This is a genomic window from Eikenella sp., assembly GCF_057315495.1.
The window spans coordinates 18,614-34,496 of the sequence record NZ_DBHKXY010000010.1; the positions used below are offsets into that span (position 1 = coordinate 18,614).

At 57.7% G+C, this 15,883-nt stretch carries 19 protein-coding genes; 6 read left to right on the top strand and 13 right to left on the bottom strand.

The window, feature by feature from the left end:
* Positions 1–101: 101 nt before the first annotated feature.
* From ACO6EE_RS01425 to ACO6EE_RS01470, 10 genes are all read right to left on the bottom strand, one after another.
* A complete protein-coding gene (locus tag ACO6EE_RS01425; protein ID WP_485958740.1) occupies positions 102–386 on the bottom strand; it encodes a hypothetical protein in 285 nt (94 codons plus the stop codon).
* A gap of 193 nt (positions 387–579) precedes the next feature.
* On the bottom strand, positions 580–1,152 hold the full coding sequence (gene pth / locus ACO6EE_RS01430) for an aminoacyl-tRNA hydrolase (protein WP_485958741.1): 573 nt from the start codon (positions 1,150–1,152) through the stop codon (positions 580–582).
* 69 nt (positions 1,153–1,221) lie between these two features.
* Positions 1,222–2,355 carry a cell division protein ZapE gene (gene zapE / locus ACO6EE_RS01435; protein ID WP_485958742.1) on the bottom strand — a complete coding sequence of 378 codons (1,134 nt, stop codon included), beginning with the start codon at positions 2,353–2,355 and terminating at the stop codon, positions 1,222–1,224.
* Between the two features lie 464 nt (positions 2,356–2,819).
* Positions 2,820–3,998 carry an O-succinylhomoserine sulfhydrylase gene (gene metZ / locus ACO6EE_RS01440; RefSeq protein WP_485958743.1) on the bottom strand — a complete coding sequence of 393 codons (1,179 nt, stop codon included), beginning with the start codon at positions 3,996–3,998 and terminating at the stop codon, positions 2,820–2,822.
* A 176-nt stretch (positions 3,999–4,174) separates the two neighbouring features.
* Positions 4,175–4,942, bottom strand: a complete 768-nt coding sequence (locus ACO6EE_RS01445) for a sulfite exporter TauE/SafE family protein (protein ID WP_485958744.1) — start codon at positions 4,940–4,942, stop codon at positions 4,175–4,177.
* 112 nt (positions 4,943–5,054) lie between these two features.
* On the bottom strand, positions 5,055–5,681 hold the full coding sequence (locus ACO6EE_RS01450) for an HI_0552 family protein (RefSeq protein ID WP_485958848.1): 627 nt from the start codon (positions 5,679–5,681) through the stop codon (positions 5,055–5,057).
* 130 nt (positions 5,682–5,811) lie between these two features.
* Positions 5,812–6,432: a DUF1269 domain-containing protein gene (locus ACO6EE_RS01455; RefSeq protein ID WP_003741838.1), complete on the bottom strand. Its 621-nt coding sequence runs from the start codon at positions 6,430–6,432 to the stop codon at positions 5,812–5,814.
* Between the two features lie 231 nt (positions 6,433–6,663).
* Positions 6,664–7,593, bottom strand: coding sequence for a CobW family GTP-binding protein (locus tag ACO6EE_RS01460; protein WP_485958745.1), 930 nt, complete (start codon positions 7,591–7,593; stop codon positions 6,664–6,666).
* On the bottom strand, positions 7,581–8,069 hold the full coding sequence (locus tag ACO6EE_RS01465) for a Fur family transcriptional regulator (RefSeq protein WP_485958746.1): 489 nt from the start codon (positions 8,067–8,069) through the stop codon (positions 7,581–7,583). The genes ACO6EE_RS01460 and ACO6EE_RS01465 overlap by 13 nt, the downstream gene beginning before the upstream one ends.
* A gap of 15 nt (positions 8,070–8,084) precedes the next feature.
* Entirely contained in the window at positions 8,085–8,840 is a 756-nt protein-coding gene (locus ACO6EE_RS01470; RefSeq protein WP_485958747.1) for an SDR family oxidoreductase, read from the bottom strand.
* Positions 8,841–9,223: 383 nt separating this feature from the next.
* Between ACO6EE_RS01470 and ACO6EE_RS01475 the strand changes: the two genes are divergently transcribed.
* Positions 9,224–10,006: a polyamine aminopropyltransferase gene (locus ACO6EE_RS01475; RefSeq protein WP_485958748.1), complete on the top strand. Its 783-nt coding sequence runs from the start codon at positions 9,224–9,226 to the stop codon at positions 10,004–10,006.
* 142 nt (positions 10,007–10,148) lie between these two features.
* On the opposite strand, the gene ACO6EE_RS01480 is transcribed toward ACO6EE_RS01475, so the two are convergent.
* On the bottom strand, positions 10,149–10,808 hold the full coding sequence (locus tag ACO6EE_RS01480) for an NAD(P)-dependent oxidoreductase (protein WP_485958749.1): 660 nt from the start codon (positions 10,806–10,808) through the stop codon (positions 10,149–10,151).
* Positions 10,809–10,931: 123 nt separating this feature from the next.
* On the opposite strand from ACO6EE_RS01480, the gene ACO6EE_RS01485 reads away from it, so the two are divergent.
* The 5 genes from ACO6EE_RS01485 to ACO6EE_RS01505 all read left to right on the top strand — a co-directional run bounded on the left by ACO6EE_RS01485 (position 10,932) and on the right by ACO6EE_RS01505 (position 13,586).
* Complete coding sequence (locus ACO6EE_RS01485) at positions 10,932–11,345, top strand: DUF2251 domain-containing protein (protein WP_485958849.1); 414 nt, start codon at positions 10,932–10,934, stop codon at positions 11,343–11,345.
* A 3-nt stretch (positions 11,346–11,348) separates the two neighbouring features.
* The gene (locus ACO6EE_RS01490; RefSeq protein WP_485958750.1) at positions 11,349–11,651 is read left to right on the top strand and encodes a hypothetical protein; all 303 of its coding nucleotides are present in this window, start codon (positions 11,349–11,351) and stop codon (positions 11,649–11,651) included.
* Between the two features lie 6 nt (positions 11,652–11,657).
* Positions 11,658–12,551, top strand: a complete 894-nt coding sequence (locus ACO6EE_RS01495; protein WP_485958751.1) for a LysR family transcriptional regulator — start codon at positions 11,658–11,660, stop codon at positions 12,549–12,551.
* 219 nt (positions 12,552–12,770) lie between these two features.
* On the top strand, positions 12,771–13,088 hold the full coding sequence (locus tag ACO6EE_RS01500) for a YbjQ family protein (protein WP_234404255.1): 318 nt from the start codon (positions 12,771–12,773) through the stop codon (positions 13,086–13,088).
* Positions 13,089–13,097: 9 nt separating this feature from the next.
* Entirely contained in the window at positions 13,098–13,586 is a 489-nt protein-coding gene (locus tag ACO6EE_RS01505; protein WP_126982746.1) for a YbjQ family protein, read from the top strand.
* Between the two features lie 171 nt (positions 13,587–13,757).
* On the opposite strand, the gene ACO6EE_RS01510 is transcribed toward ACO6EE_RS01505, so the two are convergent.
* Complete coding sequence (locus ACO6EE_RS01510; protein WP_485958752.1) at positions 13,758–14,243, bottom strand: hypothetical protein; 486 nt, start codon at positions 14,241–14,243, stop codon at positions 13,758–13,760.
* 76 nt (positions 14,244–14,319) lie between these two features.
* Positions 14,320–15,663, bottom strand: a complete 1,344-nt coding sequence (locus tag ACO6EE_RS01515) for an ATP-binding protein (protein WP_485958753.1) — start codon at positions 15,661–15,663, stop codon at positions 14,320–14,322.
* Positions 15,664–15,883: the final 220 nt, after the last annotated feature.

Sequence of the window (15,883 nt, forward strand, 5' to 3'; positions counted from 1 at the left end):
CTGCGGCTCGCCGCCTTGTCCTGATTTTTGTTAATTCACTATAGCCGAGATAGGGATGGGGCTTTGCACCGCTTGCAGGCTACCTGAAAATTCCTCACTCATCACCTCCGGCGGATGCGAACACGCCGCTTGCCTTCCTGCTTTTTGTTGTCGGTAGAGTAAACATTGATAAACACCACGACCGCCGCTATCAATGCCCCTGCTATTGATAATGCTATCCCCGCCCAAAACGCATTATCAGCATCATCACGATAAATTCCAAATACACCCGTGATCAGCCCTAAGAACACCAGAAGCAGTGTGACCACACCCAAACTTACGCCTGTTGCCAGTGCGGTAATTATTGCGGCCAATGATGCTTTTAAGACACGAAAATCTTTGCTCATTCTTATTCCCTATTTTTCAGGTAGCCTCAGGCTGCGCCCAGGCCAACGCTCATAATGCCCAAGCGCCATTATGGCCAAAAGCCGCCGCTCAAAGCCAGCCATTCCATCGTGGCGTGAAACAGGCGGGCATGGGTGGCATCGTGGAAAACGAAATGTTCGAGCATGATTGGGCTTTCGTGAGCAGACAGCGCCGCTATTTCCCGTGCAACACCCGCTGGGCGGCTTCGATTTTGCCGGCGAGGATGTCGGGCAGGGTAGCGATGGATTTGTCGATGGCGTCTTCGATCAGCTCTTTTTCTTCGCGGCGGGGTTTTTTCAGCACGTAGTTCACCACTTCGTTGCGGTCGCCGGGGTGGCCGATGCCCAGGCGCAGGCGGTAGAAGTCGGGGCTGCCGAGGCGGGCTTGGATGTCTTTGAGGCCGTTGTGGCCGCCGTTGCCGCCGCCGAGTTTGAATTTGATACGGCCGGGTTCGAGGTCGAGCTCGTCGTGGATGACGAGGATTTCCTGCGGCCGGATTTTATAAAATGAGGCAACGGCCTGTACGGCTTGGCCGGAGAGATTCATATAGGTTTGCGGCTTGAGCAGGCGGATTTCGCCACTGGGGCGGGTACTGCGGATGAGGTGGCCGAAGAATTTCCTGTCGTCTTGCCAATGGCTGTGCCATTGCTGGGCGAGCTGGTCGAGCAGCCAGAAGCCGGCGTTGTGGCGGGTGTCTTCGTATTCGGGGCCGGGGTTGCCGAGGCCGACGATGAGTTTGATGGGCATGGGGTTTCCTTGTTGGTTCAGGCTACCTGAAAAAGAGTGGGCTGTTTTGGCGTAGCTGAAGCGGCGCTTTCAGGTAGCCTCTTTGTCTAGTGTGAGGTGCGGCAGGGCGAGGTAGGCTTCGGACTGCATTTCGGTGAGGCGGCTGGCGCTGCGCACGAATTCGTTGGCAAAGTCGCCGTGGGTGTAGATTTGTTCGGGCGGCACGGCGAGGCTGGCGCTGAGTTTGACGCGGTAGTCGTAGAGCACGTCGATCAGCCAGGTGAGGCGGCGTGCTTCGGCGCGTTCGGTTTCGTTGAGCTGCGGGATGTGCGAGACGAAAATCATGCGGCTGGTTTCGGCCAGGGCGAGGTAGTCGGCCTGGGAGCGGGGACCGCGGCACAGGGCGTCGAAGTGGAACCACACTACGCCGTCGGCCTGGCCTTGGGTGGGGATTTCGCGGCCGAGCAGGGGCAGGCTGCCGGGCTGGGGGGCTTGGCCGGTATGCCGCTCGAACAGGGCGGCGAGCTGGGCTTCGCTTGCGGCATCGTCGGGGATGAAAAAGATATCGGCGGGGCTGAGGCTGCGTTGGCGGTAGTCTTGGCCGCCGTCTACGTTGAGGATGTCGAGGCTTTTTTCGAGCAGGGCGATGGTGGGCAGGAAGCTGCTGCGGTTTTGGCCTTGCGGGTAGAGCCCGGCCGGCTCGTAGTTGGAAGTGGCGACGAGCACTACGCCTTCGGCCAGCAGGCCTTCGAGCAGGCGGCCGAGAATCATGGCGTCGGCAATGTCGCTCACGTGGAATTCGTCGAAGCAGAGGATTTGGGCATCGCGGGCGATGTCGCGGGCCACGGCTTGCAGGGGGTTGGCTTGGTTTTTGTGTTCGCGCATGCGGCGGTGGGCTTCGGCCATGAAGGCGTGAAAGTGCACGCGGCGGGCGGTGCCGGGCGGCAGGCAGCCGTGGAAGGCGTCCATCAGGAAGCTTTTGCCGCGACCGACGCCGCCGTAGAAATAGAGCCCTTTGGGCGGCTGGGCTTTCTTGCCGAAGAGTTTGCCCAGCAGGCGGCCGCGTTGCTGGCGGTGGGCGTTGAGCTTGTGCCAGAGCTGGTCGAGGCGGCGGATGGCGGTTTCTTGGGCGGCATCGCGGATAAAGCCGGGCTGCCGGGATGCGGCCTGATACCAGCTCAGGGGGCTGTGGCCGGCGAAGGGGGGAGGGGTGAATGTGGTCATGATGTGTGTTTGGTGGGTTTCAGGTAGCCTTTATAGTGAATTAACAAAAACCAGTACAGCGTTGGCTCGCCTTGCCGTAACGTGTGTACTGTCTGCGGCTCGCCGCCTTGTCCTGATTTTTGTTAATCCACTATATCGCGAAAACGCCGCTTGCTTCCTACGCCGTTGGCTTGTTGCCCGACATGAAAAATAAGTGTTTCCGCTATTTAAGAGGCGGGATGGTGGAAAACTGCGCTATTGTGCCTGATATGGCGGGGGATGAACAGGTGTGATCGGGCGGGGAAGCGGGCGGGCTATGGCCGGAATGCCTCGTTTTCATACCGTGTTGACCATGCTGGCTGCGGCGCGATGCCTGGTGTTGAAGAAATCATTATTCAGGCTATAGATAGCCGCCAGATTGAAGGCTACCTGAAAATCTTGAATTCGTTTTCAGGTAGCCTTTTGTACGTTGCACTACGTTGGGCTTAGCGGATGCTTTCCAATGCCTGTTGCAAGTCGGCAATCAAGTCGGCGGTGTCTTCCAGGCCGATGGAGAGGCGGATCAGGCCTTCGCGGATGCCGGCTTCGAGTTTGGCTTGGGGCTCGAGGCGGCAGTGGGTGGTGGTCCAGGGATGGGTGATGGTGGATCGCACGTCGCCGAGGTTGGCGGTTTTGGAGAATACTTTAACGCGGTCGATCACCTGCCAGGCGGCGCTCTGCCCGCCTTTGAGCTCGAAGGCCACCACGATGCCGCCGCCGGATTGCTGTTTGGCGGCAAGTGCGGCTTGGGGATGGTTGGGCAGGCCGCTGTAATACACTTTGGCCACTTCGCTGCGTTGTTCCAGCCATTCGGCCACGGCTTGCGCTTGGGCGCTTTGCTTTTCGACGCGCAGCGGCAGGGTTTCGCAGCCGGAGAGCAGCACCCAGGCGTTGAACGGGGAGAGCAAAAGGCCGGCGGAGTTGGTGTATACCGCCACTTGCTCCATCAGCTCGGCGCGGCCGCACACCACGCCGCCCATCACGCGGCCGTGGCCGTCGATGGCTTTGGTGGCGGATTGCACGGATAAATCGGCGCCGAATTTGAGCGGCTGCTGCAGAGCGGGGGAGCAGAAGCAGTTGTCCACAGTGAGCAGGGCGCCGTTGCTGTGGGCGATTTCAGCCAGCGCGGCGATGTCGGCCACTTCGTTGAGCGGGTTGGACGGGGTTTCCACAAACAGCATTTTGGTGTTGGGCTTCATGGCGGCGCGCCAGGCGTCGGGGTCGGTTTGCGGCACGAGGGTGACTTCGATGCCGAAACGGGTTACGTGGTTTTGGATAAAGCCCAGGGTGGTGCCGAACAGGCTGCGGCTGGTGACGAGATGGTCGCCGGCGGAAAGGAAAGTGAGCAAGGCGGCTTGGATGGCGGCCATGCCGGTGCCGGTGGCGATGCCGGCTTCGCCGCCTTCGAGCAGGGCGATGCGGCGGGCAAAGGCGGAAACGGTGGGGTTGGCGGTGCGCGAGTAGGTGAAGCCGGGTTTCCTGTGGGCAAATAAATCGGCGCCGTCGGCGGCGGAATCAAACATAAAGCTGCTGGTGAGGAACAGGGCTTGGTTGTGTTCGTTGTAGTCGGTTTGCTCTTTGGCGCCGCGGATGGCGAGGGTTTGCGGATGAAGCGGTTGGGTCATGGTGTCTTTTCCAGGTGAATGAATAGGGGGGGATAGGGTTTTCAGGTAGCCTCAATTTTGCCTGATCAGGCTACCTGAAAAGCAATTTTCGTGCAGTTGAAAACACGATAGCAAATAAACAATGCGGCAAACGGCCTTAAGCATACTCTTTTTGCCAGCCGCCGAAAACCCGCTGCTTAAGATAACCAAAGCTGGCGGGCAAAATTGCCAATCAGCAGGCACAGCAAAGCCATAAAGCCATAACGCAGCCAGCGGCTGCCGCCGAGCACCGCCAGCTTTGCGCCGCAGAAGCCGCCGGTTAGGTTGGCCGCCGCCAGCGGCAGCGCCCAATGCCACAGCACATGTTGGCTGGGGATGAAAAAGCTCAGTGCGGCCAGATTGGTCATCAGGTTGATTACCTTGGCGCAGGCGGTGGCGGTGAGGAAATCGTAGGCAAAAAAGCGCACGAACACGAAGGCCAGCAGGCTGCCCGTGCCCGGGCCGAACAGTCCGTCATAAAAGCCGATGGCCGCGCCAAACGCCGTGCCCAGCAGCATTTCGCCCCGCGTGAGCGCGTGGGTGCGCTCGGTTTGCCCCAAATCTTTGCGGAAGAAGGTGTACACAAACATCGCCACCATAATCACCAGCATGGCTGGTTTCATATATTGCACCGGCACATAGGCCACCAGCTTCGCACCGGCGAACGAGGCGGCAAAAGCCAGCACGCCGGCGGGCAGCAGCATTTTCCACGGCAGCTTCAGGCGGCGGGCAAACTGGCCGGCGGCGGTGAAGGTGCCGGCGAACGAAGCCGCCTTGTTGGTGCCCAGCACGGTGGGTACGGGCGTGGCCGGCGGCAACACGCCGAACAGCGCGGGCAGCTGCAACAGCCCGCCGCCGCCAACGGCCGCATCCATCAGCCCGGCCAAAAAGCCGGTGATGAGCAGCAGGATAAAGGGAAGTTCCATGGGTTTCTCCGATGATGATGGGGCAGGGCGGCGTTGCGACGCTGCCGTTTTGTTTGTCTCTTTTAGATTTCAGGTAGCCTTAACGGCAGCCGGGGGGAACGCTTGCTTCCGCTCACAGCCGCACGTTGTGGCAGGCTTCGTACACTGGCAGCAGGCGGCGCAGGGTTTCGACTAGCCAGGCCGCGCTGTCGGCCTGCTCCAGTTGGTCGCGCTCTAAGTGGCGGCCGAGGCAAAGGAAGTCCTGCGGGCTGCGCAGGGCGAAGGCTTCGGGCGGGGCGGCGGCGATGGCGGGGTAGTCGGCGTATTCGCTGTCGTTGCCGTGCCAGATTTGGAAGTCGGCAAATTCGGCATGCGGGAAATCGGCCAAAGCCTGTTGATAGCAGGCCAGCGGCAGGGTGGAGCGGGCGGCGCGGTATTCGTGCCATTCGAGGCTGGCGGTGAGCCGGCGGCGGTTGAGCAGCAGCGAGAGAATCACCGCCGTATCGGCATGGGTTTGATATTTGAAATAGGCGAAAAAGTGGGCGCGCACCTGCCAGCCGTTGCACCAGCGTTCGATATGCGGCGGGGCAAAGCCTGCGCCCAATTCGGAGGCTACCTGCAAAACCAGCGTGCGCCACACCTGCCACGCGGCTTTGTAGTCGGCCTTGGTTTGCGCTTCGGTTTCGGGCTGGTATTGGCGGATTTGGGCGAACTGGAAAAACGGGCGTTGGAACAGGTCGCAGCTTTGCGGGGTGAGCATGATGGAGTGGTGGGGCATGAAAAAGGGAGAGGCTACCTGAAAAATAGATTTTCAGGTAGCCTCAAACCGGTTTGGCATGCATCCGAAACGGAAAATTTGAGCGGTTACATACCTTGTGTTGGTGGCAGTGTTATTTCAACTTGGCTGCCAATTTGTCGAATTTTTGTTTGATGTCGGCCTTGAAGGCTTCCACTTTCTCTTTGCGCTCGGCTTTGCGCTGTTTTTTCCACGCTTCGTGTGCCTGACGTGCCACTTCTTCCTGCGCTTCTATTGCTGCCAATACGTCCTGTTGGGCAACGGCTGCATCTTGCCGGAGAATAACGGTTTTGAAACGGTGGAAGAAAGCATCCAATACAGCTTCGTCGGATTCTTGCGCCAAAATAATGATTGCAGTACTGCCGTTATCCAGTTTTTTGGCTGTATTTTCCAGCAACAACCCCTCTCCCAATGTTTGGGCAGTGCCTGCATCACTGCCGATGAGTGCGCCAGTAGCTCCACCCAACAGAACACCGATAGGACCGCCGAGAATGCCGACCAGTGAACCAATGAGGCCGCCCGTCCATGTGCCTTCGACCGTATTGGCGGTAAAGTCGGTGCTTTCTGCTGGGATAATCAGACCATTTTCCTTTTTAATCAAAACGGCTTGTGCCACCAAAGCATCTGTTGTCTGCGAGTAAGCTTTCAATTCAGAAAAGGCTTGATAAGCTTCGCTGGAGATGTTGAATAAGACAACGATGATGTTTTGTTTCATAAGTCTACTCCCGTGGGTTGAAAGATTTAAGAACATACAAGTTGTATGCGGTGTCAGTGTAAATTGCAAGGGGGGGGAGCAATGCGGCAAACAAAACTTTACCTATGTAAAGCCTGTAGAACCGGCAAACGGATAACGAACAATACCCAGCATTTTGCCTGTCTTGACTAGGCTACCTGAAACAGAGCTGTGCAAACACTCGCACAGCTCTGTTTTCAGTTGGCCTCCCGCTTATTTTTCCAGCGCGGCTTGCAATCTTTGCTCCAGCGTGTCGCTGTCGAAGGATTTGGCGATCACTTCAAAGCGGCTGTCGCGCCGCCAGGCCACTTGGTTGGCGCCCCATTGGCCTTCGCTCCAGTTGAGCCACACCCAGCTGCCGAGCACTTGGAACACGCCTTTGGCGCGCACAAGGCCTTCGCACAGTTTGGGCAGGTCGTTGAAGAATTTGGTGAGCTTTTCGCCGTCGAAGCTGCTGCCGGCAGGGAAGGTGTAGCCTTGCGACTGCAGACCCATGCTGTTGTCGGGCAGCTCTTTGATGCGGTAGCGGCTTTTTTCCACCACCGGGGTTTCCAACAGGGCGATGTCTAAATAGGCGTCGGTGGTTTCCAGTACGGCGGCTTTGGGTGGGAAGAGCTGGGCGGCTTTGCTGCGGAAGGCGGCCATTTCTTCGGGGCTGCACATGTCGGTTTTGTTGGCAATCAGCACGTCGGCCACGCTCACTTGGTCGCGGTAGAGCGGCTGGTTGGCGTAGTCGGGGTTGGTGAATTGGCGCGGATCGACTAGGGTGAACACGGCGCCGATATCCAGCATTTGGTCGAAGGGTTTGGCGCGCAGCTCGTCGATCACGCTGGCGGCGTGTGCCAGGCCGCTGGCTTCGATGATGATGCGGTCGGGCTTGTTGCCGCTCACCATGCGGTTGATGGTGGTGCCCATCTGCGCCCCGGCCACGCAACACAGGCAGCCGCCGGCGATTTCGGCCACGGGGATGCCGTTGTCGCTCAACACGGCGCCGTCGATGCCGATTTCACCGAATTCGTTCACCACGATCACCCATTTTTCATCGAGACTCTTTTGCTCCATCAGGTGGCGCAGGGCGGTGGTTTTACCTGTTCCCAAAAAGCCGGAAAACAGATGTACTTTTGCTTTCTTTATTTCTGGCATTGTTTGCATATTCCTGTTAAAACAACATGTTCTTCTTTTAATTTAAACCCGCCTGCGGCTACGCCGGCGCACAGCGCCTGCCATTCGCGGGAGAGGGTTTGCTCATCGGTGTTGCCGCACTCGGTACACACCAAAATGAAGGCGCTGTGGTGGTGTTGCTGCTCGTCGCTGCTGTGGCAGTGGTCGTCGCAATGGTGGCGGGCATGGCTGCATAAAACGTAGCCGTTTACCGCGGCCACTTTGTGCAGCACGCCGTGTTCGGCCCAGAAATCGAGCGCGCGGTAGGCGGTGGGCGGCGCCACCACGCCGTTGCTCTGCTGCTGCATTTGCGCCAGCACAGTGTAGGCTTTAATCACGCCTTCCTGCCGCAAAACGATATCCAACACCTGCTCGCGCAGGGTGGTAATCTGCAGGCCTTGCTCGCGGGCGCGGGCGATGATGGCGGTTTTGTAGTCGGGTGCGGAGTGCTTGGTCATGGCTGCTTCCTATGATTATTGGCTGGGGTGGCGCACAACGGCGAGCGGGTTGAAACTCTGCGCCACCGGCATGATTTCGATGCTGTTCACGTTCATGTGCGCGGGGCGCTGGTAGAGCCACAGTACGGTATCGGCGATATCTTCGGGGCGGATGTAGTCCACGTTTTTATATAGATCGGCGGCGCGTTGGTCGTCGCCTTTGAAGCGCACGTTGGAAAACTCGGTGTCGCCGCACAGGCCGGGCTCGATATTGCTCACGCGCACGCCCGTGCCGGCCAAATCGGCGCGCAGATTGAGGCTGAATTGGCGCACATAGGCCTTGGTGGCGCCATACACATTGCCGCCGGGGTAGGGGTAGGTGCCGGCCACCGAGCCGAGGTTGATTATATAACCGCTGCCGCGCGCCACCATACCGGGCAGCACTTGGTGGGTGAGGTAGGTGAGGCCGATGATGTTGGTTTGAATCATGGTTTGCCAGTCGGCAAAATCGGCTTGATGGGCCGGGTCTAAACCCAATGCCAGGCCGGCGTTGTTGACCAGGCAGTCGATCTGGGCAAAGTTTTCAGGTAGCCCTTTGAGCGCGGCATCCACCGAGGCAGTATCGCCCACATCCATTTGCAGCGGCAGGAAGTTGGTGCCCAATTCCGCGCGCAGTTCGTCCAGTTTGTCGGCACGCCGCGCCGCGCCGATCACGCGGTAGCCCGCTGCGGCGAGCGTGCGGCAGATGGCCCGCCCGAAACCGGCTGATGCGCCGGTGACCAAAATGCTCATGATTGCCTCCGTTGTGCTGGATTGCTGGTATAGCCGGGGTGCTCCTCTATACCTGCGGCATTGGCTCGCTTGGCAGGAATAAATAACGGCTTTGGCTAAAAGCAATAGTATAACACCGGCAGCTTGCCGGCAGCTTTAAAATGGCAGCAAGGCTGAGCAAACCAACTTAACTTTCGCTACAGCGTTGGTTTGCCTTGCCGTACTGCTGTACTGTCTGCGGTTTGCCGCCTTGTCCCATTCTTATTTCTAATCCACTATATTTTCAGGTAGCCTCGGGCGGAATGCCTTCATTCTGATGAATAGAGGCGGGGCAGCGGTATAAGGCTACCTGAAAACCGTGCTAGAATGCGCGCCTTCCGCATTTTGGCCAAAGGCTTGTTGATATGGCACGTCATCCCTACCGCCGCCTGCGTTCGGCACGTTTCGCCCTGCCCGAAGTGGGCATTTCCGAACACGGCAACATCCGCTCGCTGCATTTGGGTAGCGAAACGGTGCAAAGCTCGATGAATGTGGATTATCCCGCCGAGCTAGTGCTTTCCTACAGCCGCGCCATGATGGCCTGGCTCTTGTTTGTCGAAAACGTGCGCCACATCACGCAAATCGGGCTGGGCGGCGGCTCGTTTGTACGCTGGATCGATGCCCACCTGCCCGAGGTGGCGCAAACGGCGGTGGAAATCAACCCGCAGGTAATCAGCGTGGCGCGCGGCCTGTTTGAATTGCCGTTTGAAAGCGAGAAATTTGAAATCATCGAGGCCGACGGCGCGGAATACATCAAAACCCTGCGTGGCGGCACGGATATTTTGCTGGTGGACGGCTTCGATGGCGTGCAGATTATCGATGCCCTGGTGGCCGAGCCGTTTTTTGCCGACTGCCGCACCGCCCTGAGCGACAACGGCATTTTCGTCACCAATTGGTGGAGCGGCGACAAACGCTATCCGCTTTTCCTGCAACGGCTCGCGCAGGTGTTTGAACAGCGCGTGTTGTGCGTGCCCGCCGAAACCCACGGCAACGTGGCCGTGCTCGCCTTCCAAAACCAAGCGCCCCAGCCGCTGGCGGCACTGCAGAAAAAAGCCGCCAAGCTGAGCGAGCAATACGGGCTGGACTTCAAAACCATGCTGCACCAGGCGCACGTGCCGCCGGGCAGCACTTGGCAGTGGCTGCGTTGAAGCTCGCTGCCATGATGAAGGCTACCTGAAAAGCATTTGTGCGGGCAGCGAGTGCCAGACTTATCGAATGAAATAAAGGCTACCTGAAAAACTATAATGGTTTTCAGGTAGCCTTTTAGTATGCATTATTTATATGCATTATTTATACGGCTGCGGCGGTGAAGCGTTGGTGCAGATGTGCTTTCTGCTCCACATCATCGGCAATCGCAATGGCCAAATCTGCCACGCTGATGCCGGCCGGCACCTCGCCCGCCATCAGGAGTTCATCGCCACCCAGGCGGTATTGGCCGGTGCGCTCTTCACTGAAGCCGCCGTCGGCGCCGAGACGGGCGGATGGGGAAATCATCGCCCAATTCACATCGGCGTGTTGGGTTTGCAAGTCGCGCAGCAGGTTGCGGGCGGCGTTGGCGCCGTCGAAAATTTCTTTCGGGAATTCCGGCGTATCAATCAGCTGCACGCCGGGTGCCACGAACAGGCTGCCCGCGCCGCCCACGGCCAAAAGATAGGGCACTTTCGCCGCTTTGGTTGCCGCCAAGATGGCTGCGTAGCCGACGGTGAAATCGCGGCCGATGTTCGGATTGGTCCAGCCCGGGTTGAACGCGCTCACCACCGCATCAAAGCCGGAGAGCTGTGCGGCAAAATCGACTGCATGCACATCGGCCTGCACGGCTGTTACATTCGGCGCGGCCAACGTCTTGCCTGTGTTGCGCACAAAGGCGGTTACTTCATGCCCGCGCTCGGCCAGCTCGCGCACCACGGCGTTGCCCACATAACCAGTTGCACCAATTACAGCGAATTTCATATTTGGCTCCTTAAGTTTTGTTGATTAATTACGATGGATCGCATTCTAAATGCGTTCATTTCGCTTGATAATCCACTGTAAACTGTTTACGCTATGAAGCTCAGCTAAACAATGGAGGTCATGATGGCGCAAAAAACCCTGTATTTAGGCCGCGAGCCCGAGCAATTCACCCCCGGCCAAGAGCTGGTGTTGGAATCTTTTTTCGAACAAAGCCCCTACGGCGTGGTGTTTGAAGACGATTGCGGCACCGGCTATTTCTATGCCGTGCACCAAGAGGAAGGCATTCTCGATGCGCTGCATATTTATAACGTGGACGATGTGGCCGACCGCCATATCCCATCTGAAATCAGCATTCTGTGGAGCGAAGACCTCGGCCTGGCCGCGCTCGATATCAACGGCTACATCCACGCCGTGTTCGACTTTGCCGCCCATGCCGGCTACTGCCGCAACGCCTTCCCCGAGGCCGATGGCGACTGGCTGCGCGAGCCCAATCGCCTGCTGAGCGATGAGCTGCTCGAACAACTGTTGGGCGCATAAACCATGCACAATCAAATTGTTCAAACCGGCAACCGCTTCCGCCTGTCGTTTGCCGGTTTAGGCGGGCACGAACGCTGCTTTTTCTCGCAATATGCCCCAAGCGGCCACGAGCTGGCCAAAATCATCCGCTGCATCATGCGGGAGGAAAACATCAAAAATGTCGAGCCCGCCGCAGAGCAAGACAGCCTCACGCTCACCACCAAAAAACGCCGCCCCTTGGAAAGCATCTGCACCCGGCTTGAGTTTGAAATACGCGTGTTTGAAGGCAGCGCTTATACAGTGAAGACAAAAAACTTGTTTAAGTAAACCTTTATGGACGACCTCAAACCCCTGCTCGCCTTCGCCGCCGTGCTCGAACACGGCAGCATGAACGCCGCCGCCCAAGCCTTGGGCATGACCCCGTCTGCGGTGAGCCAGCACATCAGCCGGCTGGAAAAGTTGCACGGCGTGAAATTATTGCACCGCAGCACCCGCCGCCTGGCCCCCACCGATGCCGGCCAAGCCCTAGCCGCGCATTGCCGCCGCCTGCTCGCCACCGTGCAAGACACCCGCACCGCGCTCGACGGACTGAAAACCGATATTGCCGGCAGCGTGCGCCTGGCCGCGCCCACCGGTTTAGTGAACGCTGCCGCCTTCCAGCACGCCCTGCGGCGCATCCGCCGCGAACATCCCGCCCTTAGTCTGGAATTGCACTTTGGCGAAGCTATCGCCGAACTGCGCGAAGGCAGTATCGACATCGCCCTGCGCGGCGGCGGTCATGCCTTGGACGAGCCCGACCTGGTCGCCCGCAGGCTGGCCGAATGGCCTTGGCAAATTTGCGCTGCTCCGAGCTACCTGAAAACCGCTCCCGTCATCACCCATCCTGCCGATTTAGCCGCCCACCCTTGGGTATACCACCTGCCGCCGCACATTGAGCTCGCGCGCGGCAGCGAATGCTACCTGCTCAGTATCGATCACGGCACGGTGTGCAACCAGCTCGCCGCCGTGCGCCACCTGTGTGAAGTCGGCCTCGGCCTTGCCCTGATTATTGCCGGCGAAACCCGTGATGCTGTTGCCCAAGGCCGTTTGCAAATCCTCCTGCCCGATTGGCAGCTGCCCGCCGTTACCCTCTATGCCGTAACGCCCCACCGCGTGCAAGCCGCCCGTACTGCCGCCGTATTGCGGATATTGCAGGAGAGCTTTGCGGAGGAGGCGGAGGCTACCTGAAACACTTGGAGGTGCAGAACAACGCTGATTATCCGCGTGGGCAGGCAGTGGCCCGGCTCAACGGAGAAGCCTGCTCGGAAGAAGCCGCAAGGATGGTGGCCGAATTGTTGGGGTGTTGGCGGAAATGATATGATGGACAGCCGTTATCCATAACGGAACTGTCGCAGACTTCTATCAAGTCAGCCTGCATAAAATATCAATCTAATGAAAAGGAAAAATATGATGTTATTGAGCAATATTGAAACTGTTCCCGGTCGCACCATCGTTCGCCATTTGGGATTGGTCCAGGGTTCGACCGTGCGCGCCAAACACGTCGGCCGGGATTTTATGGCGGGCTTGAAAAACCTGGTTGGCGGCGAACTGAAGGGCTACACCGAACTGTTAAACGAAGCCCGTGATGAGGCGATTGCCCGTATGATCGAACAAGCGCGTCAGGCCGGAGCCAATGCCGTGGTAAATGTGCGTTTTTCCACCGCATCCGTAGCGGCAGGGGCTGCCGAAATCTTTGCCTACGGTACAGCTGTGGTTTTGGAATAGGAGGCTGCGATGTCGAACGACAACGATGGTTTCTCCATTATCCTGCTGCTGGTGTACCTGTGGCCGATTTGGCTGCTGCTGATCACCTATTTTACCGGCCGCCACATCGAGCGGAAACATTATGCTGATATAGAGGCGCGGGAAGCCGCACTGCGGCATATTATGGTGATTGCCGTTAAAAAACCGCCGCAGGACTTTAGCGGCGGAGAATTGGTTTATGCGGGAGTTGTGGTTTCCAGCGATTATTTCCGCCGTATGCTGGCAGCGTTCCGCAATTTTTTCGGCGGCAATATCCGCAGCTACGAAACCTTGCTCGACCGCGCACGGCGCGAAGCCGTACTGCGCCTAAAAGAACAGGCCGCAGCGAAAGGGGCAAATGCCGTGTTGAATTTCAAATTGGAAACAGCCTCTTTGGATAATATCTATCAACCGCAACAAGGCGGTGTGGTAGGTACGGTTGAAGTGTTGGCTTATGGCACGGCAGGACGGCTGTCTTAGTCAGCTCAGTCTCTACATAATTGATGCCAAGAATAAAAGGCCGTCTGAGTTTTTCAGACGGCCTTGTATTTTTGGCTAAACCGAATTACAGCCAGCATCGGGTGGGTAGTTATGCCCACACACTCTCTTTCAGGTAGCCCTCTTTCAGGCTACCTGAAAACGTTGGGTTTGCTAACCCAGCCTACCCGCTAAATTAGATAAAAGTGCGTTATATACAATATCGTCTATTGTGGATTTCGGGGTGAAATTTACAACCATGCATTTAATCTCGTTAATAATTCTTATGCTTATATCTTTACCACTTATAATGGCGTTAATAGTATCTATAGTGGCAATTTGAACGGCATATGAATTCCCCCTAAAAATTGAAATACAAAGCTCTAATGCATTAGAAAAATTTTTAGTATCAGACAGTATGCTAATAAGTGCTAAATACCATAGTTCGTTTTTTTGACTCTGCAAGATATCGAATAAATGCTTCCATTCAGCATCGTTAAATTTATTTAAAATATCAATAGCATCAAGTATTAAATAATCATACCAATAATTATCAAACTCTCCCCTATATTTGGATAGTATGTTATCTAATTCAAATATGTGCTCCATATAAAACCTATATTTATATTGTTTGAAGACCAACAGGCGCAGAGCGGGCATAAATACCCACTCTGCAAAAATCTGGCAATTAGCGTTTTTCAGGTAGCCTTTAATAAACGGGGCTACCTGAAAAACGCTACAAATATTGTTTGCTCAGATACACGCTCACGAGCAGGCCGCTGGGGTGGTGGGGGCTTTGGGCCAGTTCGATGCGGCCGCCGTGGCGTTCGGTGATGGTGCGGGCGATGGAGAGGCCGAGGCCGGTGCCTTCCTGGCCGCTGCCAAGGATGCGGTAGAAGGGGTCGAACACACGGCTGCGTTCGGCGGGGGGGATGCCGGGGCCGTTGTCTTCGATGCGGAAGATGATGTGGCCGGGCGTTTCTTCGGCACCCAAGTCGATTTGGCTGCCGGGCGGGGTGTAGCGGATGGCGTTGTCGGCCAGGGTCTTGACGAGGGTGTAGAGGTCGGCTTCGTTGGCATGGAAGACGGGGTTGGCGGGGCTGGATACGCCGAGGTCTTGCTCTTTGGCTGCGGCCAGGGGCAGGAGGTCTTCGATCACGCTGCGGAAGAGGTCTTGGCTGGTCAGGCGCTCTCGGGGGCGCTGGGCTTCGGGGGCTTGGGCGCGGGAGAGGGAGAGGAGTTGCTCGAGCAGGCGGCGGTTGCGGTGGATGCCTTGCAGGAGGCTGGCGAGCTGGCCGGCAGCGGGTTCGGGCAGGCTGTTGGCAGCCAGGCGTTCAGCTTGCAGGGAGAGGGCGGTCATGGGGCTGCGCAGTTCGTGGGCGGCATCGGCGATGAAGCGCTGTTGCTGCTGCATGGCTTGGTGGGTGCGCTCAAGCAGGCGGTTGATGGCTTGGATGAAGCCGCGGATTTCATTGGGGATGTTTTCAGTGCTCAGGGGGGCGAGGTCGCTGCTGCGGCGCGCTTCGAGGCTTTGGGAAAGGCGGTGCACGGGCTGCATGGTGCGGCGGACGATGAAGATGGTGAGCAGGATGCTGAGGGGGGCGAGCAGGATGAGCGGCAGGGCGCTGCTCCAGGCGGCGCGTTCGGCCATGTCTTCGCGGAAGTCGTTTTCTTGGAGCACGGCAACGGGCCCCTGGGGGGTGTGGCGGATGTAGGCGCGGTAGGTGTCATTACCATCGGGCTCTTGGAAGGTGTGCAGGCCTTCGGGCAGGTTGGCAGGGAGGGTGATGTGGTCGTCATCATCGTCGTCATCGGTATCGTGGCCTCTGGCGCGGTCGCCGGCGGGGGTTTGGATGCGGATGTGGGCGTCGCGCTGGCTTTCGGTGTTTTCAGGTAGCCTGTTGGGGTCGATGTGGGCGGCGATTTGGCGCAGGAGGTCGTCTTGCAGTTTGTTGGTGCTGCGGTAGCTGTCGTAAAAGGCAAAGCCGCCGGCCAGGAGTGCGGCGAGCAGCAGGGCGGCACTGAGCGCGGCGGCCAGGCGCAGCTGGATGGAGTGACGGAAGGGGATGGGGAGTTTCATGGGATTTATTTTAAAATTACTTACGGGAATTTAGCGGATTATATTTTGTAAATCATAAAGATTGATTTTAGGCGGCTTACCAAATTTCAGGTAGCCTTCTCCACTCATATTCCGTTTGCCTTTGCGCCTCATGCCGGCGCGGGCACTTCCTTTCTTTGCTTCGCCAAAGAAAGGAAGCAAAGAAAGGCGACTGCGGGCACAGGTTTGGCTCCGCCAAACT

Excerpts from the sequence above, each read along its gene's own strand:
- ACO6EE_RS01455 (WP_003741838.1), bottom strand. The coding sequence starts at position 6,432 with ATGAAACAAAACATCATCGTTGTCTTATTCAACATCTCCAGCGAAGCT.
- ACO6EE_RS01450 (WP_485958848.1), bottom strand. The coding sequence starts at position 5,681 with ATGCTCACCCCGCAAAGCTGCGACCTGTTCCAACGCCCGTTTTTCCAG.
- ACO6EE_RS01460 (WP_485958745.1), bottom strand. The coding sequence starts at position 7,593 with ATGCCAGAAATAAAGAAAGCAAAAGTACATCTGTTTTCCGGCTTTTTG.
- ACO6EE_RS01490 (WP_485958750.1), top strand. The coding sequence starts at position 11,349 with ATGCACAATCAAATTGTTCAAACCGGCAACCGCTTCCGCCTGTCGTTT.
- ACO6EE_RS01480 (WP_485958749.1), bottom strand. The coding sequence starts at position 10,808 with ATGAAATTCGCTGTAATTGGTGCAACTGGTTATGTGGGCAACGCCGTG.
- zapE (WP_485958742.1), bottom strand. The coding sequence starts at position 2,355 with ATGACCACATTCACCCCTCCCCCCTTCGCCGGCCACAGCCCCCTGAGC.
- pth (WP_485958741.1), bottom strand. The coding sequence starts at position 1,152 with ATGCCCATCAAACTCATCGTCGGCCTCGGCAACCCCGGCCCCGAATAC.
- ACO6EE_RS01485 (WP_485958849.1), top strand. The coding sequence starts at position 10,932 with ATGGCGCAAAAAACCCTGTATTTAGGCCGCGAGCCCGAGCAATTCACC.
- ACO6EE_RS01445 (WP_485958744.1), bottom strand. The coding sequence starts at position 4,942 with ATGGAACTTCCCTTTATCCTGCTGCTCATCACCGGCTTTTTGGCCGGG.
- ACO6EE_RS01500 (WP_234404255.1), top strand. The coding sequence starts at position 12,771 with ATGATGTTATTGAGCAATATTGAAACTGTTCCCGGTCGCACCATCGTT.
- ACO6EE_RS01505 (WP_126982746.1), top strand. The coding sequence starts at position 13,098 with ATGTCGAACGACAACGATGGTTTCTCCATTATCCTGCTGCTGGTGTAC.
- ACO6EE_RS01495 (WP_485958751.1), top strand. The coding sequence starts at position 11,658 with ATGGACGACCTCAAACCCCTGCTCGCCTTCGCCGCCGTGCTCGAACAC.
- ACO6EE_RS01470 (WP_485958747.1), bottom strand. The coding sequence starts at position 8,840 with ATGAGCATTTTGGTCACCGGCGCATCAGCCGGTTTCGGGCGGGCCATC.
- ACO6EE_RS01515 (WP_485958753.1), bottom strand. The coding sequence starts at position 15,663 with ATGAAACTCCCCATCCCCTTCCGTCACTCCATCCAGCTGCGCCTGGCC.
- metZ (WP_485958743.1), bottom strand. The coding sequence starts at position 3,998 with ATGACCCAACCGCTTCATCCGCAAACCCTCGCCATCCGCGGCGCCAAA.
- ACO6EE_RS01475 (WP_485958748.1), top strand. The coding sequence starts at position 9,224 with ATGGCACGTCATCCCTACCGCCGCCTGCGTTCGGCACGTTTCGCCCTG.
- ACO6EE_RS01465 (WP_485958746.1), bottom strand. The coding sequence starts at position 8,069 with ATGACCAAGCACTCCGCACCCGACTACAAAACCGCCATCATCGCCCGC.
- ACO6EE_RS01425 (WP_485958740.1), bottom strand. The coding sequence starts at position 386 with ATGAGCAAAGATTTTCGTGTCTTAAAAGCATCATTGGCCGCAATAATT.
- ACO6EE_RS01510 (WP_485958752.1), bottom strand. The coding sequence starts at position 14,243 with ATGCCCGCTCTGCGCCTGTTGGTCTTCAAACAATATAAATATAGGTTT.